The organism is Acinetobacter sp. VT 511, assembly GCF_001077515.1.
In the GTDB taxonomy this organism is placed as follows: domain Bacteria; phylum Pseudomonadota; class Gammaproteobacteria; order Pseudomonadales; family Moraxellaceae; genus Acinetobacter; species Acinetobacter schindleri.
This window is the reverse complement of record NZ_LFRE01000059.1, coordinates 81,642-99,830: the sequence shown is the minus strand read 5'-3', so window position 1 is coordinate 99,830 and position 18,189 is coordinate 81,642. Positions and strand designations below refer to the sequence as shown.

The 18,189-nt window shown below is 45.2% G+C and carries 15 protein-coding genes and 5 tRNA genes; 9 read left to right on the top strand and 11 right to left on the bottom strand.

Annotation, left to right across the window (positions count from 1 at the left end; translation table 11 throughout):
- The first annotated feature begins 352 nt into the window (after window positions 1-352).
- From ACS72_RS07660 to ACS72_RS07635, 6 genes are read left to right on the top strand one after another with little or no spacing between them, the layout of a single operon-like run.
- Window positions 353-3,190, top strand: a complete 2,838-nt coding sequence (locus ACS72_RS07660) for a monovalent cation/H+ antiporter subunit A (RefSeq protein WP_048881749.1) — start codon at window positions 353-355, stop codon at window positions 3,188-3,190.
- 4 nt (window positions 3,191-3,194) lie between these two features.
- The gene (locus ACS72_RS07655) at window positions 3,195-3,560 is read left to right on the top strand and encodes a Na+/H+ antiporter subunit C (protein WP_004896306.1); all 366 of its coding nucleotides are present in this window, start codon (window positions 3,195-3,197) and stop codon (window positions 3,558-3,560) included.
- Window positions 3,560-5,371, top strand: a complete 1,812-nt coding sequence (locus tag ACS72_RS07650) for a monovalent cation/H+ antiporter subunit D (RefSeq protein WP_048881748.1) — start codon at window positions 3,560-3,562, stop codon at window positions 5,369-5,371. Before ACS72_RS07655 ends, ACS72_RS07650 begins: the two co-directional genes overlap by 1 nt.
- Window positions 5,371-5,889, top strand: coding sequence for a Na+/H+ antiporter subunit E (locus ACS72_RS07645; protein ID WP_004896311.1), 519 nt, complete (start codon window positions 5,371-5,373; stop codon window positions 5,887-5,889). Before ACS72_RS07650 ends, ACS72_RS07645 begins: the two co-directional genes overlap by 1 nt.
- On the top strand, window positions 5,886-6,161 hold the full coding sequence (locus ACS72_RS07640; RefSeq protein WP_004810060.1) for a monovalent cation/H+ antiporter subunit F: 276 nt from the start codon (window positions 5,886-5,888) through the stop codon (window positions 6,159-6,161). Before ACS72_RS07645 ends, ACS72_RS07640 begins: the two co-directional genes overlap by 4 nt.
- Window positions 6,162-6,171: 10 nt before the next feature.
- The gene (locus tag ACS72_RS07635) at window positions 6,172-6,570 is read left to right on the top strand and encodes a Na+/H+ antiporter subunit G (protein WP_004810062.1); all 399 of its coding nucleotides are present in this window, start codon (window positions 6,172-6,174) and stop codon (window positions 6,568-6,570) included.
- A gap of 142 nt (window positions 6,571-6,712) precedes the next feature.
- On the opposite strand, the gene ACS72_RS07630 is transcribed toward ACS72_RS07635, so the two are convergent.
- The 11 genes from ACS72_RS07630 to tpiA form a co-directional block, all read right to left on the bottom strand.
- Window positions 6,713-7,117 carry a ribosome-binding factor A gene (locus tag ACS72_RS07630; protein ID WP_004810065.1) on the bottom strand — a complete coding sequence of 135 codons (405 nt, stop codon included), beginning with the start codon at window positions 7,115-7,117 and terminating at the stop codon, window positions 6,713-6,715.
- Window positions 7,117-9,825 (bottom strand): translation initiation factor IF-2, encoded by a 2,709-nt coding sequence (infB, locus tag ACS72_RS07625; protein ID WP_048881747.1) that lies wholly within the window; start codon window positions 9,823-9,825, stop codon window positions 7,117-7,119. The genes ACS72_RS07630 and infB overlap by 1 nt, the downstream gene beginning before the upstream one ends.
- A gap of 10 nt (window positions 9,826-9,835) precedes the next feature.
- Window positions 9,836-11,320 (bottom strand): transcription termination factor NusA, encoded by a 1,485-nt coding sequence (gene nusA, locus ACS72_RS07620; RefSeq protein WP_004810069.1) that lies wholly within the window; start codon window positions 11,318-11,320, stop codon window positions 9,836-9,838.
- A 35-nt stretch (window positions 11,321-11,355) separates the two neighbouring features.
- Window positions 11,356-11,880: a ribosome maturation factor RimP gene (rimP, locus tag ACS72_RS07615; RefSeq protein WP_004896325.1), complete on the bottom strand. Its 525-nt coding sequence runs from the start codon at window positions 11,878-11,880 to the stop codon at window positions 11,356-11,358.
- A 224-nt stretch (window positions 11,881-12,104) separates the two neighbouring features.
- Window positions 12,105-12,181: transfer RNA gene (locus tag ACS72_RS07610), tRNA-Met, on the bottom strand.
- 196 nt (window positions 12,182-12,377) lie between these two features.
- A tRNA-Met gene (locus ACS72_RS07605) sits at window positions 12,378-12,454 on the bottom strand.
- Between the two features lie 62 nt (window positions 12,455-12,516).
- A tRNA-Met gene (locus ACS72_RS07600) sits at window positions 12,517-12,593 on the bottom strand.
- 82 nt (window positions 12,594-12,675) lie between these two features.
- Window positions 12,676-12,752, bottom strand: a tRNA-Met gene (locus ACS72_RS07595).
- A gap of 52 nt (window positions 12,753-12,804) precedes the next feature.
- Window positions 12,805-12,889, bottom strand: a tRNA-Leu gene (locus ACS72_RS07590).
- Between the two features lie 52 nt (window positions 12,890-12,941).
- Window positions 12,942-13,271, bottom strand: a complete 330-nt coding sequence (gene secG, locus ACS72_RS07585; RefSeq protein WP_004810073.1) for a preprotein translocase subunit SecG — start codon at window positions 13,269-13,271, stop codon at window positions 12,942-12,944.
- Window positions 13,272-13,284: 13 nt separating this feature from the next.
- On the bottom strand, window positions 13,285-14,076 hold the full coding sequence (gene tpiA / locus ACS72_RS07580; protein ID WP_004896332.1) for a triose-phosphate isomerase: 792 nt from the start codon (window positions 14,074-14,076) through the stop codon (window positions 13,285-13,287).
- A gap of 282 nt (window positions 14,077-14,358) precedes the next feature.
- Here tpiA and pilB point away from each other — a divergent pair, with 282 nt between their 5' ends.
- From pilB to ACS72_RS18880, 3 genes are read left to right on the top strand one after another with little or no spacing between them, the layout of a single operon-like run.
- A complete protein-coding gene (gene pilB, locus ACS72_RS07575) occupies window positions 14,359-16,068 on the top strand; it encodes a type IV-A pilus assembly ATPase PilB (protein WP_048881746.1) in 1,710 nt (569 codons plus the stop codon).
- A gap of 31 nt (window positions 16,069-16,099) precedes the next feature.
- Window positions 16,100-17,329, top strand: coding sequence for a type II secretion system F family protein (locus ACS72_RS07570; RefSeq protein ID WP_004810078.1), 1,230 nt, complete (start codon window positions 16,100-16,102; stop codon window positions 17,327-17,329).
- Complete coding sequence (locus ACS72_RS18880) at window positions 17,329-18,189, top strand: A24 family peptidase (protein ID WP_004896340.1); 861 nt, start codon at window positions 17,329-17,331, stop codon at window positions 18,187-18,189. The genes ACS72_RS07570 and ACS72_RS18880 overlap by 1 nt, the downstream gene beginning before the upstream one ends.

The window sequence follows — 18,189 nt, the reverse complement described above, 5'->3', positions numbered from 1 at the left end:
GGCTGTCCATTTTTTTCAATAGACTCTTCAAGTTTGATCTTTATTTTCAGTTCAATCCGGTCGATGTGCTCAAGCATGCGCCCCATGCTTTCACGGGGTCATCGTATAATTGTTAAGTCGTACACAAAAAGATTGATGTTGTTGTTATCCTGTAATATGATCGGAATTACTTGCATTTTTCATTGTAAAATCGGAATTTGCTATCGTTTATAAGTTGCGCAATACAACTGTTTTTTATTCTTTGAATACGATTTGGCTTTCAAGATTGAGAAATTTGGGCTGCTCCTTGCATTCCTGTAATCCTTGAAAGATAAAGATTCACCCTAGGTTCATGACGACCTAACTCACGACAATGGATACGAGTGTGCTGCCGATTATTATATTGTTACCGTTAGTATTAGGCACAACCCTTGTCTCGTGGCTGAAAAGATTTTCGCGCGGGGTAACGGCCTTAGGGGCCATTGGTGTCAGCCTCAGCAGTTTTGCATTATTACTCAGCCAGGCACCTGCGGTGCTAGATGGCGCAGTCATTAGCGAAAGCTGGTCATGGCTGCCTCAACTTGGTATTGATTTCAGTTTCCGCCTGGATTCTCTGGGGCTGTTATTTGCTCTGCTGATCAGTGGCATCGGCACCCTGATTTTTATTTATGCCTACTATTATTTAAGTCCGAAGAACTCCCTCAGCAAACTTTATATCCTGCTGATGCTGTTCATGGCAGCCATGCTCGGCATTTCCTTGTCGAATAACCTGATTATTTTATTAATTTTCTGGGAACTGACCAGTATCTCCTCGTTCTTGCTGGTTGGTTACTGGAGCAATTATGAAGTGGCCCAACGTGGCTCGCGCATGGCGTTGACCATTACCGGCATGGGTGGTCTGGCAATGCTCGGTGGTTTCGTTTTACTGGGCGAGATCACAGGAACTTATCAGATTGATCAGATCCTTGGGATGACCGAGCTGATCCAATCGCATAGCCTGTTTGTACCTACCCTGCTGCTGATTTTGCTGGGTGCCTTTACCAAAAGTGCGCAGTTTCCTTTCCATTTCTGGCTGCCAAATGCCATGGCAGCACCGACACCGGTATCTGCTTATCTGCATTCTGCCACGATGGTAAAAGCGGGCTTATTTCTGGTCGCACGCTTGTTGCCAATTTTTGCTGGTGCGGCACTTTTCCATAATATTGTTACGTTTATCGGTCTATTTACCCTGTGCATCGCAGCCTTTTTTGCCATCTTTAAGGAAGACCTGAAAGGCTTGCTGGCCTATTCAACCATCAGTCATCTTGGCCTGATCATGTGTCTGCTGGGGATTGGTTCACCACTCGCGGTGGCTGCTGCAATTTTCCATATCATTAACCATGCAACCTTTAAAGCTGCACTGTTTATGATTGCCGGCATTATTGACCATGAATCGGGTACACGCGACTTACGCAAGTTGTCCGGCTTATGGCAATTACTGCCTTTTACTGCAACACTTACCATGATCACTGCTGCCTCAATGGCAGGTGTCCCATTAACGAATGGTTTCCTGTCCAAGGAAATGTTCTTTACTGAACTGCTGGCCAACCTAAGTGGTCCAGTGATGATTGGCTCTGCCATTGTCGCGACTTTAGCCAGTATTTTCGCGGTAGCCTATTCGATTCGTCTGGTTCACGGCGTATTCTTCGATGGTCCAATTGGACGCCATGTACCGAATAAAAATGCGCATGAACCCCCATTTGGCATGCGTGCGCCAGCAACTTTACTGGCAACCTTATGTATTCTGGTCGGTATTTTGCCTGCCTTACTGGTTGAGAAAATTGTTAATAGCACTACCCGGGCTGCCACACAAAACCTGGCATTTGAAGGCACCCACCTTGCCATCTGGCATGGTTTTAACGCACCACTTTTAATGAGCGTAATCGCCCTGATTGGCGGAATCTTGTTCTATTTCTCGCTGGCCAAAGGTGGCTTGATTCGTGAAATTGATCTTGATCCAAGCTTGGGCAAATTTCAGGGCCGGATTTTATTTGATCTGTTCTTAAAATCATTATTGCTAAATTCACGTCATTTCCGCCGTGCCACTGAAAATGGCAAACTGCAAAGCTATCTGCTGTGGATTGTGATCTTTACCATCGGTCTGGTTGCTGTACCTTTGCTGACCCATCAGATTGGTACTGGCGCACGTGAACTGACTCATGCACCGGCTTTAGCGATTATCTTATGGCTGCTATTATTCTCAGCCTGCTGGATGATGCTGTGGTTCCATCACGAGCGGATTAAAGCCGTACTGATCAGCGGTGCAGTAGGTCTGGTCGTGACCATGATCTTTATCGGTTTCTCGGCACCAGATTTGGCCCTGACCCAGATTACCGTTGATGTAGTTACCACAGTATTGCTGCTGATGAGCCTGTCTCTATTACCACAGCTTACCCCTTATGAATCCAGCCCGACCCGACGCTGGCGCGATGCCATTATTGCAATTACGGGTGGTCTGAGTATTGCCTGGGTAGCCTGGCTCGTCATGACCCGAGATCATAATTCAATTTCCTGGTTCTTTGCCCAGCAGTCAATACCGCTCGGCGGCGGGACCAATGTGGTGAACGTGATTCTGGTGGATTTCCGTGGTTTCGATACCTTTGGTGAAATCACTGTACTCGGTATTGCGGCGATTGGCGTATTGAGCCTGATGGATGGTATGCGTGCCCATGGTACTACCATGACTCAAGGTTTGACTTATCGTTTTAACCCCTCCCCGCTGATGCTGCGAATTACTGCTTCCTGGATTTTGCCAGTTGCGCTGGTGGTGAGCTTGTATATTTTCATGCGCGGCCATAACCAGCCTGGCGGTGGTTTTATCGCAGGCCTGGTGACTTCTTTAGCCTTGATTATTCAGTACATTGCCATCGGTCAGGATCATGCAGAAAAAATGCTGGGTGCCAAATCTGGTCGTCTCTATGAAATCTGGATTGGTAGCGGTTTGATGTTTGCTGGCCTAACTGGTGTTGCTGCATGGTTCTGGTCACGTCCATTCCTGACCAGTGCGCATATTTATGTCCATCCCCCAATACTGGGCGATATGCATCTGGCTTCTGCAGCGCTGTTCGACGTCGGGGTTTATGTCACCGTGGTCGGCGCGACCATGTTAATGATTTCTGTGCTTGGGGATTCACGTCACTCGTCTATGACTGGCCCGGTACCAAGAGGATAATGCAATGATCAGTCTAGAATTTTTATTGGTCTCTGCAATTGGACTCCTGACAGCAACCGGGATCTACCTGATCCTGCGTGCCCGTACCTTCCCTGTAGTATTGGGTCTGGCAATGATCGGTTATGCCGTCAACCTGTTTCTGTTTGCCATGGGACGTATTCAGCTCAATGCACCTGCAGTCCTTACAGAAACCACCAAAACTACGGACCCACTGCCACAGGCATTGGTACTGACTGCTATTGTAATCGGATTTGCCACCACGGCATTCATTGTTCAGCTGGCACTTCGCAGCCGTTATGAATCAGGGACAGACCACGTTGATTCCAAAGAAGAAATACCAAACCATGACCCACGTGAGGATGAGCCTTAATGACTGATCTTTATAATTTCTGGGTCCAACATACACCTATTTTCAGTATTCTCCTGCCAGCATTCACTGCATTCATTCTGCTGTTATTAGGCAATCCTGGTGCAGGTTCACTAGCGACAGACTGGCGTCAACCTTGGCGTCGTGGCATCAGCCATGTCTCGACGCTGCTCGGCCTGGTGGTTTCGATCAGTTACTTGATAAGCACCAGTCAGGGACAAATCAGTGTTTATACCCTAAGTGAATGGTCTGCTCCATTTGGAATTGTACTGGTTCTGGATCAGCTGTCTGCCTTGATGCTGGTACTGACCTATGCACTGGCTGTGCCGATTATCTGGTATGCCAGTCGTGACTGGGACATGCGCGGACGTTATTTCCATGCCATGATGCATTTCCTTTTGATGGGACTCAGTGGAGCTTTCCTAACAGGTGACTTGTTCAACCTGTTTGTATTCTTTGAAATCCTGTTGATGGCATCTTATGTCCTGCTTCTGCATGGTCAAGGCAAGGCTCGTTTCCAGCTGGGTATTCACTATGTCACAATTAACCTGCTGGCTTCTGCCCTGTTTCTGATTGGCTTAGGCATGATCTACGGCAGTGTTGGCAGCCTGAATATGGCCGACGTTGCCCGACTGATGCCAACGCTGGAAAACGATCAGCATAAAATTGCAGTTGCTGGTGCGCTGCTGTTATTTGTGGTGTTTGGGATCAAGGCTGCCATGCTGCCTGTCGGATTCTGGCTCCCGAAAACGTATGCAGTGGCAACAACACCGGTAGCGGCCCTGTTTACCATCATGACCAAGGTGGGTATTTATGCCATCCTGCGGGTCAATGGTACGGTCTTTGATGATGAATACAGCCATCAGATTCTGATGAACTGTCTGATGGTCATCGGTCTAATCACCTCCTTATATGGTGCTGTGGCTGCTATTGGCACAGATCGTTTGCGTCGCTTTATTGGTTTTATGCTGCTGTCTTCAGTGGGTACTATTCTGATTGCAATTGCCTTGAATAATTCAGCAGCTTGGGCTGGTGGTTTGTACTATATGGTGCACAGTACCGTGATTGCTGCTGCTTTCTATATGCTTAGCGGCTGGATCACCTCTCAGCGTGGTGAATTTAAAGATCATTTTAAAATCGCACCACAGATGAAACAGAATACCCTGGTATCGATAGTCTACTTTATCATTGCCTTGATGATGGCCGGTCTGCCACCATTTAGTGGTTTCTTCGGTAAGGTCTTTATCTTGCAGGCTACGACAGGCTCGCCTTATCAGATGATCATCATTATTACGGTGCTACTGGTTAGCTTGCTGAGTATTCTAGCCTTTACCCGGGTTGGTTTTATCCTGTTCTGGCGCGCCAGCAAACCGGATGATAATGTCCATTCTGAAGCCTTTACCCAGTACGAAACCCTGCCAAGCCGGGCACCTTTGCGTAATGATAAGGTGATTTACCTGTTGCTCGCCGGACTGACAGCCTATGTGGTATTTGCTTCACCTGTCTATAATTATGTGTATCGCACTGCTGTACAAATTAAAGATAATCCAGTCTATGAAGCGGCATTATTGAAACGTGATGCTGAAGGCAAGGTCATTAGCGTACAGCCATTTGATCCGGAATATTTGCCTGAAACCAAATATGGTGGAGAAAATCCAGATCCAAATGCACATCTGATTCCATATGTAATTTCACCGGCAACTTTAGAAGGTGAAAATATTTCTGAATTCAAACAGCGTCAGATCAATGAACAGTATATTGAACAGAAAAATGCGCCAAGCGATAACCAGCTTAAACCGCAGGAGGGACCATAATGAAAGCATCGTTCTTACGCCGCTGGTTCCCTCATCCACTGGTTTCCGTCATTGTCGGAGTAAGCTGGTCTTTACTCAATCATAGTCTAGATGCCGGTACACTAGTCACCGCATTAGTCCTTGCAGTACTAATCCCACGAATGGTATTCCGGTTTATTGACTACACACCGAATATTCACTGGCTACCCGCCATTCGTCTGTTCTTTGTGGTGATCTGGGACGTTATTGTTGCCAATATTAAAGTCGCTATTCTGGTCTTAGGACCAACCAAGAATTTGCATCCCAAATGGTTCCGTGTTCCTTTGGATACTGAACATGAAGAAGTAAATGCCTTACTGGCAATGATCATTACCACAACGCCAGGTACGGTATCTGCCGGAATTGATCAGGATCGTGGCGACATTCTGGTGCATGCCTTAAGTACCGACGATGAAGCTGCTGAGATTGAAGTTATCAAACAGCGCTATGAACGTCCACTGATTGAGATTTTTAGCGCTCAGACTGGAGAAAATGCATGACGATTTTGCCTTATGCCTTACTGATTTGTCTGGGTGCCGTGACCATTTCCATGTTCCTGTGTCTGGCACGTCTGGTCATAGGACCCTCAATTGTGGACCGACTATTGGCTCTGGATACCCTGTTCCTGAATGCTACCTGTCTGGTCGTCATCCTCGGTATTTACTGGGCCAGTACCTTTATGTTTGAAGGTGCTTTACTCGTGGCAATGTTAGGTTTCGTCTCTACGGCTGCGCTGGCACGTTACTTTACCACTGGCCATGTGATCGATTAGGAGTTCTCAGATGCAATTATACCTAGAAATTCTGATCTCGATTTTCCTGCTGATCGGTTCATTCTTTATGCTGGTCGGCGGGATTGGTATGGTTCGATTACCCGACCTGTTTATGCGCCTGCATGCACCGACCAAGTCGAGCACCTTGGGCCTCGGTAGCTTCCTGATTGCTGCCATGATCTATTCTGCAAGCTTTGGTCGTTTTGGTTTTGCTGAAGTACTGATTACCCTGTTTGCCTTTATTACAGCACCCGTTTCGGCCAACCTGATGGCTCAGGCAGCACTGCACTTACGTTTGCGCTCGATGAGTGGTGAAGTACCGGAAGCACTGGAACGTCCCCTACCCTGGCAGAAAACCCGTCGTCGTGCTTTTTTTGAAAAGAAAAACTGCGATGATGATTTAAAATAGTAAGCGCTTTCATTTCCCTCTATTTTCCTTCTGGAAAAAAAATAAAAAGAGGGTATAAATAAGCGAAACTCCTTTTTCTTTATTCCTCTGCCCAATAAAAAAGCCACCCGAAGGTGGCTTTTTTATTGCACTTGATCAGTGCTTATTCTTCATCTTTTTTGTCTTCAGCTGGAGGTAAATCCTTCACAGCTTCAGCAATCAGACCAAACATATAGTTACCATATGCATTGGTTTTGTCGTAATGGAAACGCAGACGTGGCGTAATACGTGTCTTGATACGACGGCTTAGTTCGTGGCGCAAGAAACCAGACGCTTTGTTTAATACATCCAGCGTTTCTTTATTTGCCGCTTCACTTTGCTCATCACCCAGTTCACGACCCATTACAGTCACATAAACTTCAGCATAGCCTAAATCAGGGCTGACTTTCACCGCCGAGATGGTCACCAGACCACCCAGACGTGGATCTTTAAGCTCCTGACGAATCAGTTCAGAGAGTTCTCTCTGAACTGTATCAGCCATACGCTTAAGACGCTGACTACCCGCCATTAAAGACTCCGTTTAATCAGTTGAACATCATACACTTCGATCTTGTCGAGAGGTTTGATGTCTTTATAGCCTTTCACTGCAAGACCACATTCCATACCCGCACGAACTTCTTCAACCACTTCTTTATAGCGACGTAGAGATTCAAGTTCACCTTGGAACACAACTACGTCATCACGTAATACGCGAATCGGTTTGTTACGGTGTAAAGTACCCTCAAGTACCATACAGCCCGCAGCTGCACCAAATTTACTAGAGTGGAATACTTCACGTACTTGCGCAACACCAAGAATTGTTTCACGGTGTTCAGGTGCAAGCTTACCGCTCATGGCTGCTTTCACATCGTCGATCAACTGGTAGATTACTGAGTAGTAACGGATATCGATACTGTCAGCATCTGCTTTTTGACGGGCAGTGTTGTCGGCACGAACGTTAAAGCCTAGAAGTACAGCTTCAGAAGATTCAGCAAGTGTTACGTCAGACTCGGTGATTGCACCGACACCTGAACCAATAATACGTACTTTAACTTCGTCGGTTGCAAGGTCAGCAAGCGCAACGTGTAATGCTTCCAATGTACCACGTACATCAGTTTTCAGAACCACATTCACAATCGGCACATCTTTCTTGCCCATTGATGCCATGATGTTTTCAAGGCGCATTGCAGATTGACGCTCAAGACGCTTTTGACGTTCACGATCCATACGCGCATCAGCAACTTCACGTGCTTTTTTCTCGTCATTCACAACAAGAACTTCGTCACCTGCCATTGGCGCTTCTGGAAGACCCAAGATTTCTACTGGAATCGAAGGACCTGCAGATTGAATACGTTTACCGTTTTCATCTGTCATGGCACGAACGCGGCCGTATGATGAACCTGCAAGAACAAGATCACCTACTTTCAAGGTACCGTTTTGTACAAGGATCGAGGTTACTGCACCACGAGAGTTATCAACACGTGCTTCAATAACGACACCTTGTGCAGCACCTTCTTCAGAAGCTTTAAGCTCTAGAAGTTCAGCCTGAATTAAAATCAGATCAAGAAGCTCGTCGATACCGGCACCTGTGTGCGCAGAAACCATTGCCACAGGAACGTCACCGCCCCACTGTTCAGGTACGATTTCTTTGGTCGTCAATTCATTCAATACGCGATCTGGATCAGCAGATTCTTTATCCATTTTATTGATCGCAACGATGATTGGCGTACCCGCAGCACGCGCATGGTCAATTGCTTCAGCAGTTTGTGGCATTACACCATCATCTGCCGCCACAACTAACACCACGATATCAGTCGCTTTCGCACCACGTGAACGCATTGCTGTAAATGCTGCGTGTCCCGGAGTATCCAAGAAAGTAATGATGCCTTTATCAGTTGTTACGTGGTAAGCACCGATATGCTGTGTGATACCACCCGCTTCACCCGCAGCCACTTTGGCACGACGGATACGGTCAAGCAGCGATGTTTTACCATGGTCAACGTGCCCCATGATAGTAACAACAGGTGCACGTGTAGATTGCACACCACGCGCCTCTTCAGCTTGTTCCATCAGCGTATCTTCTGCTGCAGTTTCAGAAACCAGTACCGGATGATGGCCCATTTCTTCAACGATCAGCGCAGCAACTTCCTGGTCAATGGCCTGGTTCTGAGTAACCAATTCACCCATTTTCATCAGTGATTTGATAACTTCACGAACTTTAACTGCCATTTTCGCAGCCAGGTCAGCAACGACAATCGTTTCACCGATTTCAACGTCATAAACTTGTTTCTTAACAGGTTTTTCGAAGCCATGTTTGTTCGATTGACTTGTTTTCAGACCACGTTTATGTGAGTTATCACGGAAAGATTGCTCTTCACCACGACGACCGCCTTTCTTAGATGAGCGAGTATTATTCGTGTTCGTACCACGTTTAATTTCACGGTCTTCTTTTGCGAAAGAGTCTTCGTATGCTTGACCAACCAGACCAGCAGCAAGAGGAGAATCATCAACAACACGAATCGTTGCTGTTGTATCTTCCGCTGTGTACTTAGACGCCATTTGACGCATTTGTTCAAGCGTACGTTGTTGCGCTTCTTCAGCAGCCTTACGACGTGCAGCTTCTTCAACAGCTTTGAGTTGTGCTGCTTGCGCTTCACGTGCTTTTTTCTGTTCAGCAGTTTCAGTCGGTTTAACAACCTGCTTCACAATTGGTTTGTTTGTAGATTTGCGTTTTACAACTACAGCCGCTTTAGAAACTTCTTGCTTGTCGCTGGTTTGTTTTGCAGCAGCACGCATGGCTTCTAATGCTTTGCTGGCATTGTTTGCACCTGATTTTGGTGCATCAGCTGGCTTCGGCGCTGCTGGTTTTTGCTCAGCTTCAGCTTTTGCTTGCTGTTCAGCTTGCGCTTTTGCCAGTGCTTCTGCCTTGATTTGTTCTGGATCAGGCTTAGTAAATGTATGTTTCTTGCGAACTTCTACATTAATGGTTTTTGCCTTACCCGAAGTACTGGCTACTTTAGCCGTACTGGTCGTTTTACGTTTCAACGTGATTTGTCCTGCATGACCATCCGAACCTTGTGATTTTTTCACATGGCTCATCAGGTGATCTTGTTGTTCGGCGGTAATAATTTCGTCAGATTTGCTCTGTGGTAAACCTGCCTCACGAACCTGTTCCAGGAGCTTCTCAACTGGGCGACCCAATTTGAGGGCTAACTCTTTAATCGACTTGTCCGTCATATACTACCTCCTAGTTAAACCATGATTCGCGCGCTTTCATAATGAGCTGACCCGCTTTTTCAGCGCCTAAACCTTCAATATCTGCGATATCGTCAGTTGCCTGATCTGCAAGGTCATCCACTGTTACCACACCACGAGCTGCTAGAGCTTGCGCGATCTCTGCTGTCATGCCATCCATTGCAACAAGTTCTTCACTTGGCGCTTGTACGTTTTCTTGCTGTTGTAATGCATCAGCAAGTGCAACTTCTTTTGCACGGCTTTGCAGTAGTTCAACCAGTTCCGCATCCAGTTCGATTTCATCAAACGTTTCTGCAGGTACGTATGCAATTTCTTCAAGCGAGGTGAAGCCCATTTCTACCAACGCCATAGCCAAATCTTCAGCAATATCCAGACGTGTTACAAACATGTCTAGATATTTTTGCGCTTCGCTTTGTTGACGTGCGTAGTATTCTTCTTCCAGCATCATATCCAGCTTGTAGCCAGTCAGTTCTGATGCCAGACGAACGTTCTGACCCTGTGAACCAATCGCACGAGCCAACTGATCACTCGTTGCGAAAATGATGTCTGCAGTACGTGCATCTTCATCGATAACAATACTGGATACATCTGCTGGTTCAAGTGCGCTTGCGATGTACTGAGCAGGATCATCTGACCATACTACGACATCAATACGCTCACCATTGAGTTCCTGTTGGACTGCCTGGATACGTGTACCACGCATACCAATACAAGCACCAACCGGATCAATACGGTGGTCATTTGTTTTCACTGCAATTTTGGCACGTACACCTGGCTGGCGTGCGGCTGCCTTGATTTCAATGATTTCTTCCGAGATTTCTGGAATCTCTTTTTTCATCAATGCGATCAGCATTTCAGGTTTAGCACGAGAAAGCTGTAGCTGAGCACCACGACCTTCACGGTTGACATTGAAAAGAATCGCATTCACGCGTTGTTTCGGGCGAAGGATTTCCTTCGGAATCATTTCTTCACGTGCAAGATATGCTTCAGCATTATCCCCTAAGTCAATAATGAAACCGTCTTTGGTTTGTTTTTTCACTTCACCGTAGATCAGCTCACCGACTTTAGATTCATAAGCATCAGCAACCAGTGCACGTTCTGCTTCACGAATCTTTTGTACAATCACCTGTTTAGCAATCTGTGCAGCAATACGACCGAAATCGATTGACTCAACTTCCAGCTCACGAATGTCACCGATTGACCATTTTGCCGGATCAACATCAGAGATGGCATCCTGACAAGCTGGCATTTCATGATCTTCGTCTGCAACCACTTCCCATTGACGGAAAGTACGGTAGTCACCAGTTTTACGATCGATTTCTACACGTAAACGTGCTTCTTCCGAGTTGGTTCCTTCGTAGAACTTTTTCTTGGTCGCTGCAACTAAAGCTTGTTCTAGTGCTTCAAAAATTGCTTCACGAGGTACACCTTTTTCGTTACTAACCGTTTCAACGACGGTAAGAATTTCACGTGCCATATGTCACCTATTCGTTCAGATTCTTATTGATTTAGTTAATCTTGATAGACCAAATTTGCTTTATCGATATTGTGACTGTCGATGTCCAGAACCTGCTGCTTTTCTACTTCTACCTGAATCATTTCATTTTCAAGGTCGACTGCAACCAGTTTTGCCTGGAATTTACGACGGTTGTCCACCGCACTAATCAGACGTAAGGCAACGGTCTGACCGATATAATCTGCCATTTGCTGAAGCTGGAAGAATGGACGGTCCCAGCCTGGAGACGACACTTCAAGTGCATATTCACCTGAAATCGGATCATGTACGTCTAGCATCGCGCCCACCTGTTGGGTAACGCGTACGCAGTCCTGCACACCAATTCCGCGGCCCTGCTCCACTTCACCGTCTTCATTGATGACCGGTTCAGCAGTTGCATCGACTGGCTTGTCGATATAAATACGTAATAGAGAACGTTTACCCTGAGGAACAAATTCGATTCCCCAAAGATCTACATCACAGGCTTCAACTGCAGGTGCAATCAAGTCCTGAAGTGCTTGAGTTTTATTTGATAGCTTCATTTACTCTCGTCATCTGGTGCGATTTTATGATCTATTTGACCACTACAAACCAATACAAACTATAGTAGTAGTGAAACATGGAGATATGACCAAATTTTGTCGACACTACACGATAGCCAATAAAAAAGGGCGTAAATCGCCCCAATTAATGCACAATTTCGGATTTTTTCAAATCCCACTGTGCAAAAAGGCCCACCATAGTTGTGAGCCTCTTTTAAGAAACTTGGTAGCGGGAGCTGGATTTGAACCAACGACCTTCGGGTTATGAGCCCGACGAGCTACCAGACTGCTCCATCCCGCATCAACGTGCAAAAATTATATACAAAAGACGATAAGTTTTCAATCAAAACTATCTCTATCGATATGTTGGTCTTTTGTCGCTGAAAAATTGGTAGCGCTCACTGGACTTTAATCCAACGATCTTCGAGATTTTATAAAGAGTTGAGCCCGACGAGCTTGCAACTGATTAAAATAACGAAACCACACTTTCCAAAAAGTGGTAGCGGGAGCTGGATTTGAACCAACGACCTTCGGGTTATGAGCCCGACGAGCTACCAGACTGCTCCATCCCGCATCAGCATACAAAAAGCTTTTCAGTTCATAGAACTGCCTTTAAAGTTTGCATCTTTAAAGGATTGGTAGCGGGAGCTGGATTTGAACCAACGACCTTCGGGTTATGAGCCCGACGAGCTACCAGACTGCTCCATCCCGCAACAACATGCAAATAACTCTTCTCAACTTAAAACTAGTTTCAAGTTGCCTCTTTAAAGTTTGCATCTTTATAAAAGGATTGATTGGTAGCGGGAGCTGGATTTGAACCAACGACCTTCGGGTTATGAGCCCGACGAGCTACCAGACTGCTCCATCCCGCAACAACAGAAGTTTTTTAGCTGCATACACCAACTTATGTTCTGGATTATAAGTTGGTGCGGAAGGGGGGACTTGAACCCCCACGCCCGAAAGCACTACCACCTCAAGGTAGCGTGTCTACCAATTCCACCACCACCGCAGCTGCAGGCATTCTATTCGCATCATGCACAAAAAGAAAGCCTTTGGCGAAATTATTCACCAGTTTTTGGTGCAGTTGGTGAAGTTTCAGTCGATTGAGCAGGTGCAGTCTGAGTCGTTGGAACGCTATTCAGAGTATAAGCATCTGTGGTCTGCTTTTTGGCAAATACCGCTAAAGTCAAGCTGGTAATAAAGAACAATGCCGTAAATACTGCAGTCAAACGGGTCAGGAAATTACCTGAACCTGAAGCACCAAAAACAGTCGCAGCACCGCCACCACCGAAAGATGCACCAGCATCTGCACCTTTACCATGCTGAACTAAAATCAAGACAATCATCAAAATCGCTAAGATAATATGTACTACCAGCACAAAAGTTTGCATGCTGAACTCCTAATTATTGTGTATTTGCAAATGCCTGGGCAATTTTATGAAATGACTCGGCATTGAGTGACGCACCACCCACCAGTGCCCCATTGATATCAGGACAGGCTGCCAACTCTACTGCATTTTCAGGTTTAACACTACCACCATACAGAATTGCAGTGGTTTCACCATAACCAGTAATCTGTTTTAGACCTTGACGGATCTGAGCATGCATCGCTTGTGCATCTTCCGGAGAAGCAGTTTTACCAGTACCAATCGCCCAGATCGGTTCATAGGCAATTACAATATTCTTCCATTGCTCTGCTTCAACTACAGCCGCGATATCACAGATTTGCTGCAATACCACAGCTTCCGCCTGACCGGCTTCACGCTGTTCCAGACTTTCACCTACACAATAAATCACAGTCAAACCGGCATTTAAAGCATTTTTGATTTTGGTATTGAGAATCTCTCGTGACTCACCAAAGATTTCACGACGCTCAGAGTGTCCTACCAGAACATAACCAATACCACTGTCTGCCAGCAGTTCTGCACTCACTTCGCCCGTATAGGCGCCCATGCCTGCAATACGAGATACATCCTGAGCAACGGCATAAACCGGACGAACGGCGGAAGCCATTTCAGCCTGAACCTGAGTGAGTGCAATTGCTACAGGGGCTACGCCTAAATGACACTTTTCTGCTGAAATCGGTGTAGATTCAAGTAAATCTTTCACCCCACGAAGCAATGTCTGCGCATCTGTCTGCAGCGGGTTCATTTTCCAGTTACCCACTACCCATGGGGTAATCGTCGACAACGACATAAACAACCTATTCTGAATACCTATCTTTAATTGGGCACATTCTACACGGAATTAGAAAATTTGAAGAAGAGTTTTCTTGCGGCATTTTCAGTGCCAGGTCTGTTCAAACTGCTCATTTTTTGTTATCACTTAAGATTATGGGGATCACTTCTTAGGATTCATTCAGTATTTTGAATATTAATGCGAAGAAGGCAGCATTTTACGCTATGGTAATTTTACGCAAGCAACGTATAATTTTGATAAAGCAATTAAAACAATTTTGATTCACGGGCATATTAGAGCATGACAGCAATTCAGGGATCTCCAAGATTTACGGGGTTTATTCGTCGACTTGTCGATGAAGGAGTTATATCTGCAGAAGATATGCAGGGTGCTTTGAGCAGTGCCAAAAAAGATAAAATTGATATTGTTCCCTATCTGATTGAACATCACCGCCTCTCGCCAACCAAAATCGCAGAAACGATTTCTCTTGAATTCGGTGAACCGCTATTTGATATCAGTGCCTATGATCCTGCCCTGATCGTACGCGAAGATTTTGATGAAAAGATCATTACCAAACACCGCGTGCTGCCAATCTTTAAAAATAGCAATATTCTGTTTATCGCGACCAGCAATCCGACCAATATCGAAGCAATTGATGCTGTCCGTTTTGCGACCAAACTCAATATTGAAACCATCATTGTTGAACATAATAAACTCGAAAAACTGATCGAGCAGAATTTTACTGAAGAAAGCACCTTTGACTTTGATGATGATTTTGATCTAGATGTTGATATCGATAACTCTGACCCGAATAAAGATGATGAGGATGACAATAAAGGTGATGAAGCACCCATTGTTAAATATATTAATAAGTTACTGATTGATGCAATCCGTATGGGTGCATCTGATTTACACTTTGAACCTTATGAAAAAATGTACCGTGTGCGTTACCGTGTCGACGGGGTCTTGCGTCAAATCGCCACGCCACCTTTACAGCTTGCAACACGTTTGGCTTCACGTCTTAAAGTTATGTCACAAATGGATATTTCCGAGAAGCGTGTGCCTCAAGATGGCCGGATCAAGTTAAAACTCTCTAAAAATAAGGCTATCGATTTCCGTGTCAACTCACTCCCCACCCTGTTTGGGGAAAAACTGGTACTGCGTATTCTGGATCCATCGAGTGCCATGCTTGGAATTGATGCTTTGGGGTATGAGCCTGATCAAAAAGCCTTATTTATGGAGGCACTAGATAAGCCTCAAGGTATGCTGTTAATTACCGGTCCGACAGGCTCTGGTAAAACTGTATCTCTTTATACCGGTTTAAATATCCTGAATCGTGAAGACACCAATATTTCAACTGCTGAAGATCCAGTTGAAATTAACTTGCAAGGGATCAATCAGGTTAACGTCAATAATAAAGTTGGCCTAACCTTCTCTGCTGCATTGAAATCATTCCTGCGCCAGGATCCTGATATTGTCATGGTCGGTGAGATCCGTGACCTGGAAACTGCAGAGATTGCAATCAAGGCAGCACAAACAGGTCATATGGTGATGTCAACACTACATACCAACAGCGCACCAGAAACCCTGACCCGTTTACGTAATATGGGTGTGCCATCATTTAACATTGCCACCTCGGTGAATTTGGTTATTGCTCAGCGTTTGGCGCGTCGCCTTTGTCCACATTGCAAAAAACCGGCAGATATTCCACGTCAGAGCCTGCTTGAAATGGGCTTTAGCGATGATGATTTACAGAATCCGGAATTTAATATTTTTGAACCTGTCGGATGTAACGAATGTCGTGAAGGGTATAAAGGTCGAGTCGGTATTTATGAAGTCATGAAAGTGACACCAGAGATTTCACGTATTATTATGGAAGATGGCAATGCAATTGAGATTGCCGAAGCTTCCGCACGCGCAGGTTTTAACAATTTACGCCGATCAGGGTTATTAAAGGTAATGCAGGGGGTGACTTCTCTTCAGGAAGTCAATCGTGTTACCAGCGAATGATCAGGTGCTGCTATAAAATAAGGATAAACTCATGGCTTCAGTGAAAAAAGGTCAAATGATGCCGACCTTCACCTATGAAGGGGTAGACCGTAAAGGTATAAAGATTAAAGGGGAAATACCTGCACGTAACCTCGCCTTGGCCAAGGTCACATTGCGTAAGCAGGGTATCAGTATCAAGAGTATTCGAGAAAAAAAGAAGAATATTCTTGAAGGCCTGATGAAGAAAAAAGTGACCACACTGGATATCACCATTTTTACCCGTCAGCTTGCTACCATGATGAAAGCCGGTGTACCACTCGTACAAGGCTTTGAAATTGTGGCGGAAGGCCTTGAAAATCCTTCAATGCGCGAGGTTGTACTCGGGATTAAAGGTGAGGTTGAAGGCGGAAATACCTTTGCAGGTGCACTGCGCAAGTATCCTCAATACTTTGATAAGCTATTCTGTTCGCTGGTTGAATCCGGTGAACAATCCGGTGCTTTAGAGACCATGCTGGATCGTGTTGCGATTTATAAAGAAAAAAGTGAACTGTTAAAGCAGAAAATTAAAAAAGCGATGAAATACCCAGCAACAGTGGTTGTTGTTGCAATTATTGTTACGATTATTTTGATGGTTAAAGTCGTTCCAGTTTTCCAGGATCTCTTCTCGTCATTTGGTGCAGACTTGCCAGCATTTACAAAAATGGTAGTCAATATGTCTGAATGGATGCAGAAATACTGGTTCCTGCTGATCATTGGGATTGGTGTAGTCATTACTGCTTTCCTGGAAGCAAAAAAACGCAGTAAAAAATTCCGTGATTTCTTGGATAAGGCTGCACTAAAAGCGCCTATCTTTGGTGATCTGGTTTATAAAGCGATTATTGCCCGTTATAGTCGTACTCTGGCAACGACTTTTGCTGCTGGTGTTCCATTAATTGATGCACTGGAATCAACTGCAGGCGCTACAAATAATGTAGTTTATGAAGATGCGGTAATGAAAATTCGTGAGGATGTTGCTACTGGCCAACAACTGCAATTCGCCATGCGTGTTACCAATAAGTTTCCTTCTATGGCCGTGCAAATGGTCTCGATTGGTGAAGAATCTGGTGCACTAGATGCCATGCTGGATAAAGTTGCGACCCATTATGAAAATGAAGTCGACAATGCCGTTGATGGTTTGACCTCTATGATGGAGCCATTGATTATGGCCGTTCTTGGTGTGCTTGTAGGTGGTCTTGTTATTGCAATGTACCTGCCAATTTTCCAGATGGGTTCCGTGGTTTAATGCAAGATCTTATTTTATATTTCACTCAAAACCCGACTGCGCTCTATATTGCAGTCGGGCTTTTTAGTCTCTGTATCGGTAGTTTCCTGAATGTCGTAATTTACCGCACCCCTAAAATGATGGAACAGGAATGGCGTAACGACTGCCAGCTGTTTTTACACCCTGATCAACCGATCATTGATGAAAGCAAGCTCACATTAAGTAAACCTGCGTCGACCTGTCCAAAATGTCATACATCAATTCGCTGGTATCAAAATATCCCCGTGATCAGCTGGTTAGCCTTGCGTGGTAAATGTGCGAACTGTCAAAATCCAATTAGTGCCCGTTATCCATTCATTGAAATTCTAACAGCAGTTTGTGCATTGACCGTTTTGGCTGTATTTGGTCCTACAATACAAATGTTGTTCGGTCTGGTGCTGACTTATATTCTCATTGCACTAACCTTTATTGACTTTGATACCCAGCTGCTTCCAGATCGCTATACCCTTCCACTTGCAGCTTTAGGCTTAGGGGTGAATAGCTATGCAATTTACACCTCACCAACTTCAGCCATCTGGGGTTATATCATCGGCTTCCTGTGTTTATGGGTCGTGTACTACCTGTTCAAAATAGTAACTGGTAAAGAAGGCATGGGTTATGGTGACTTTAAATTGCTGGCTGCTTTAGGTGCCTGGATGGGACCGTTAATGTTGCCACTAGTTGTATTATTGTCATCACTCGTTGGTGCAATTATTGGCATTATTCTGTTAAAAGTACGTAAGGAAAATCAGCCTTTTGCTTTTGGTCCTTATATTGCCATTGCCGGCTGGATCGCTTTCCTGTGGGGCGAGCAGATTATGAAAGTCTATTTAGGTCAATAA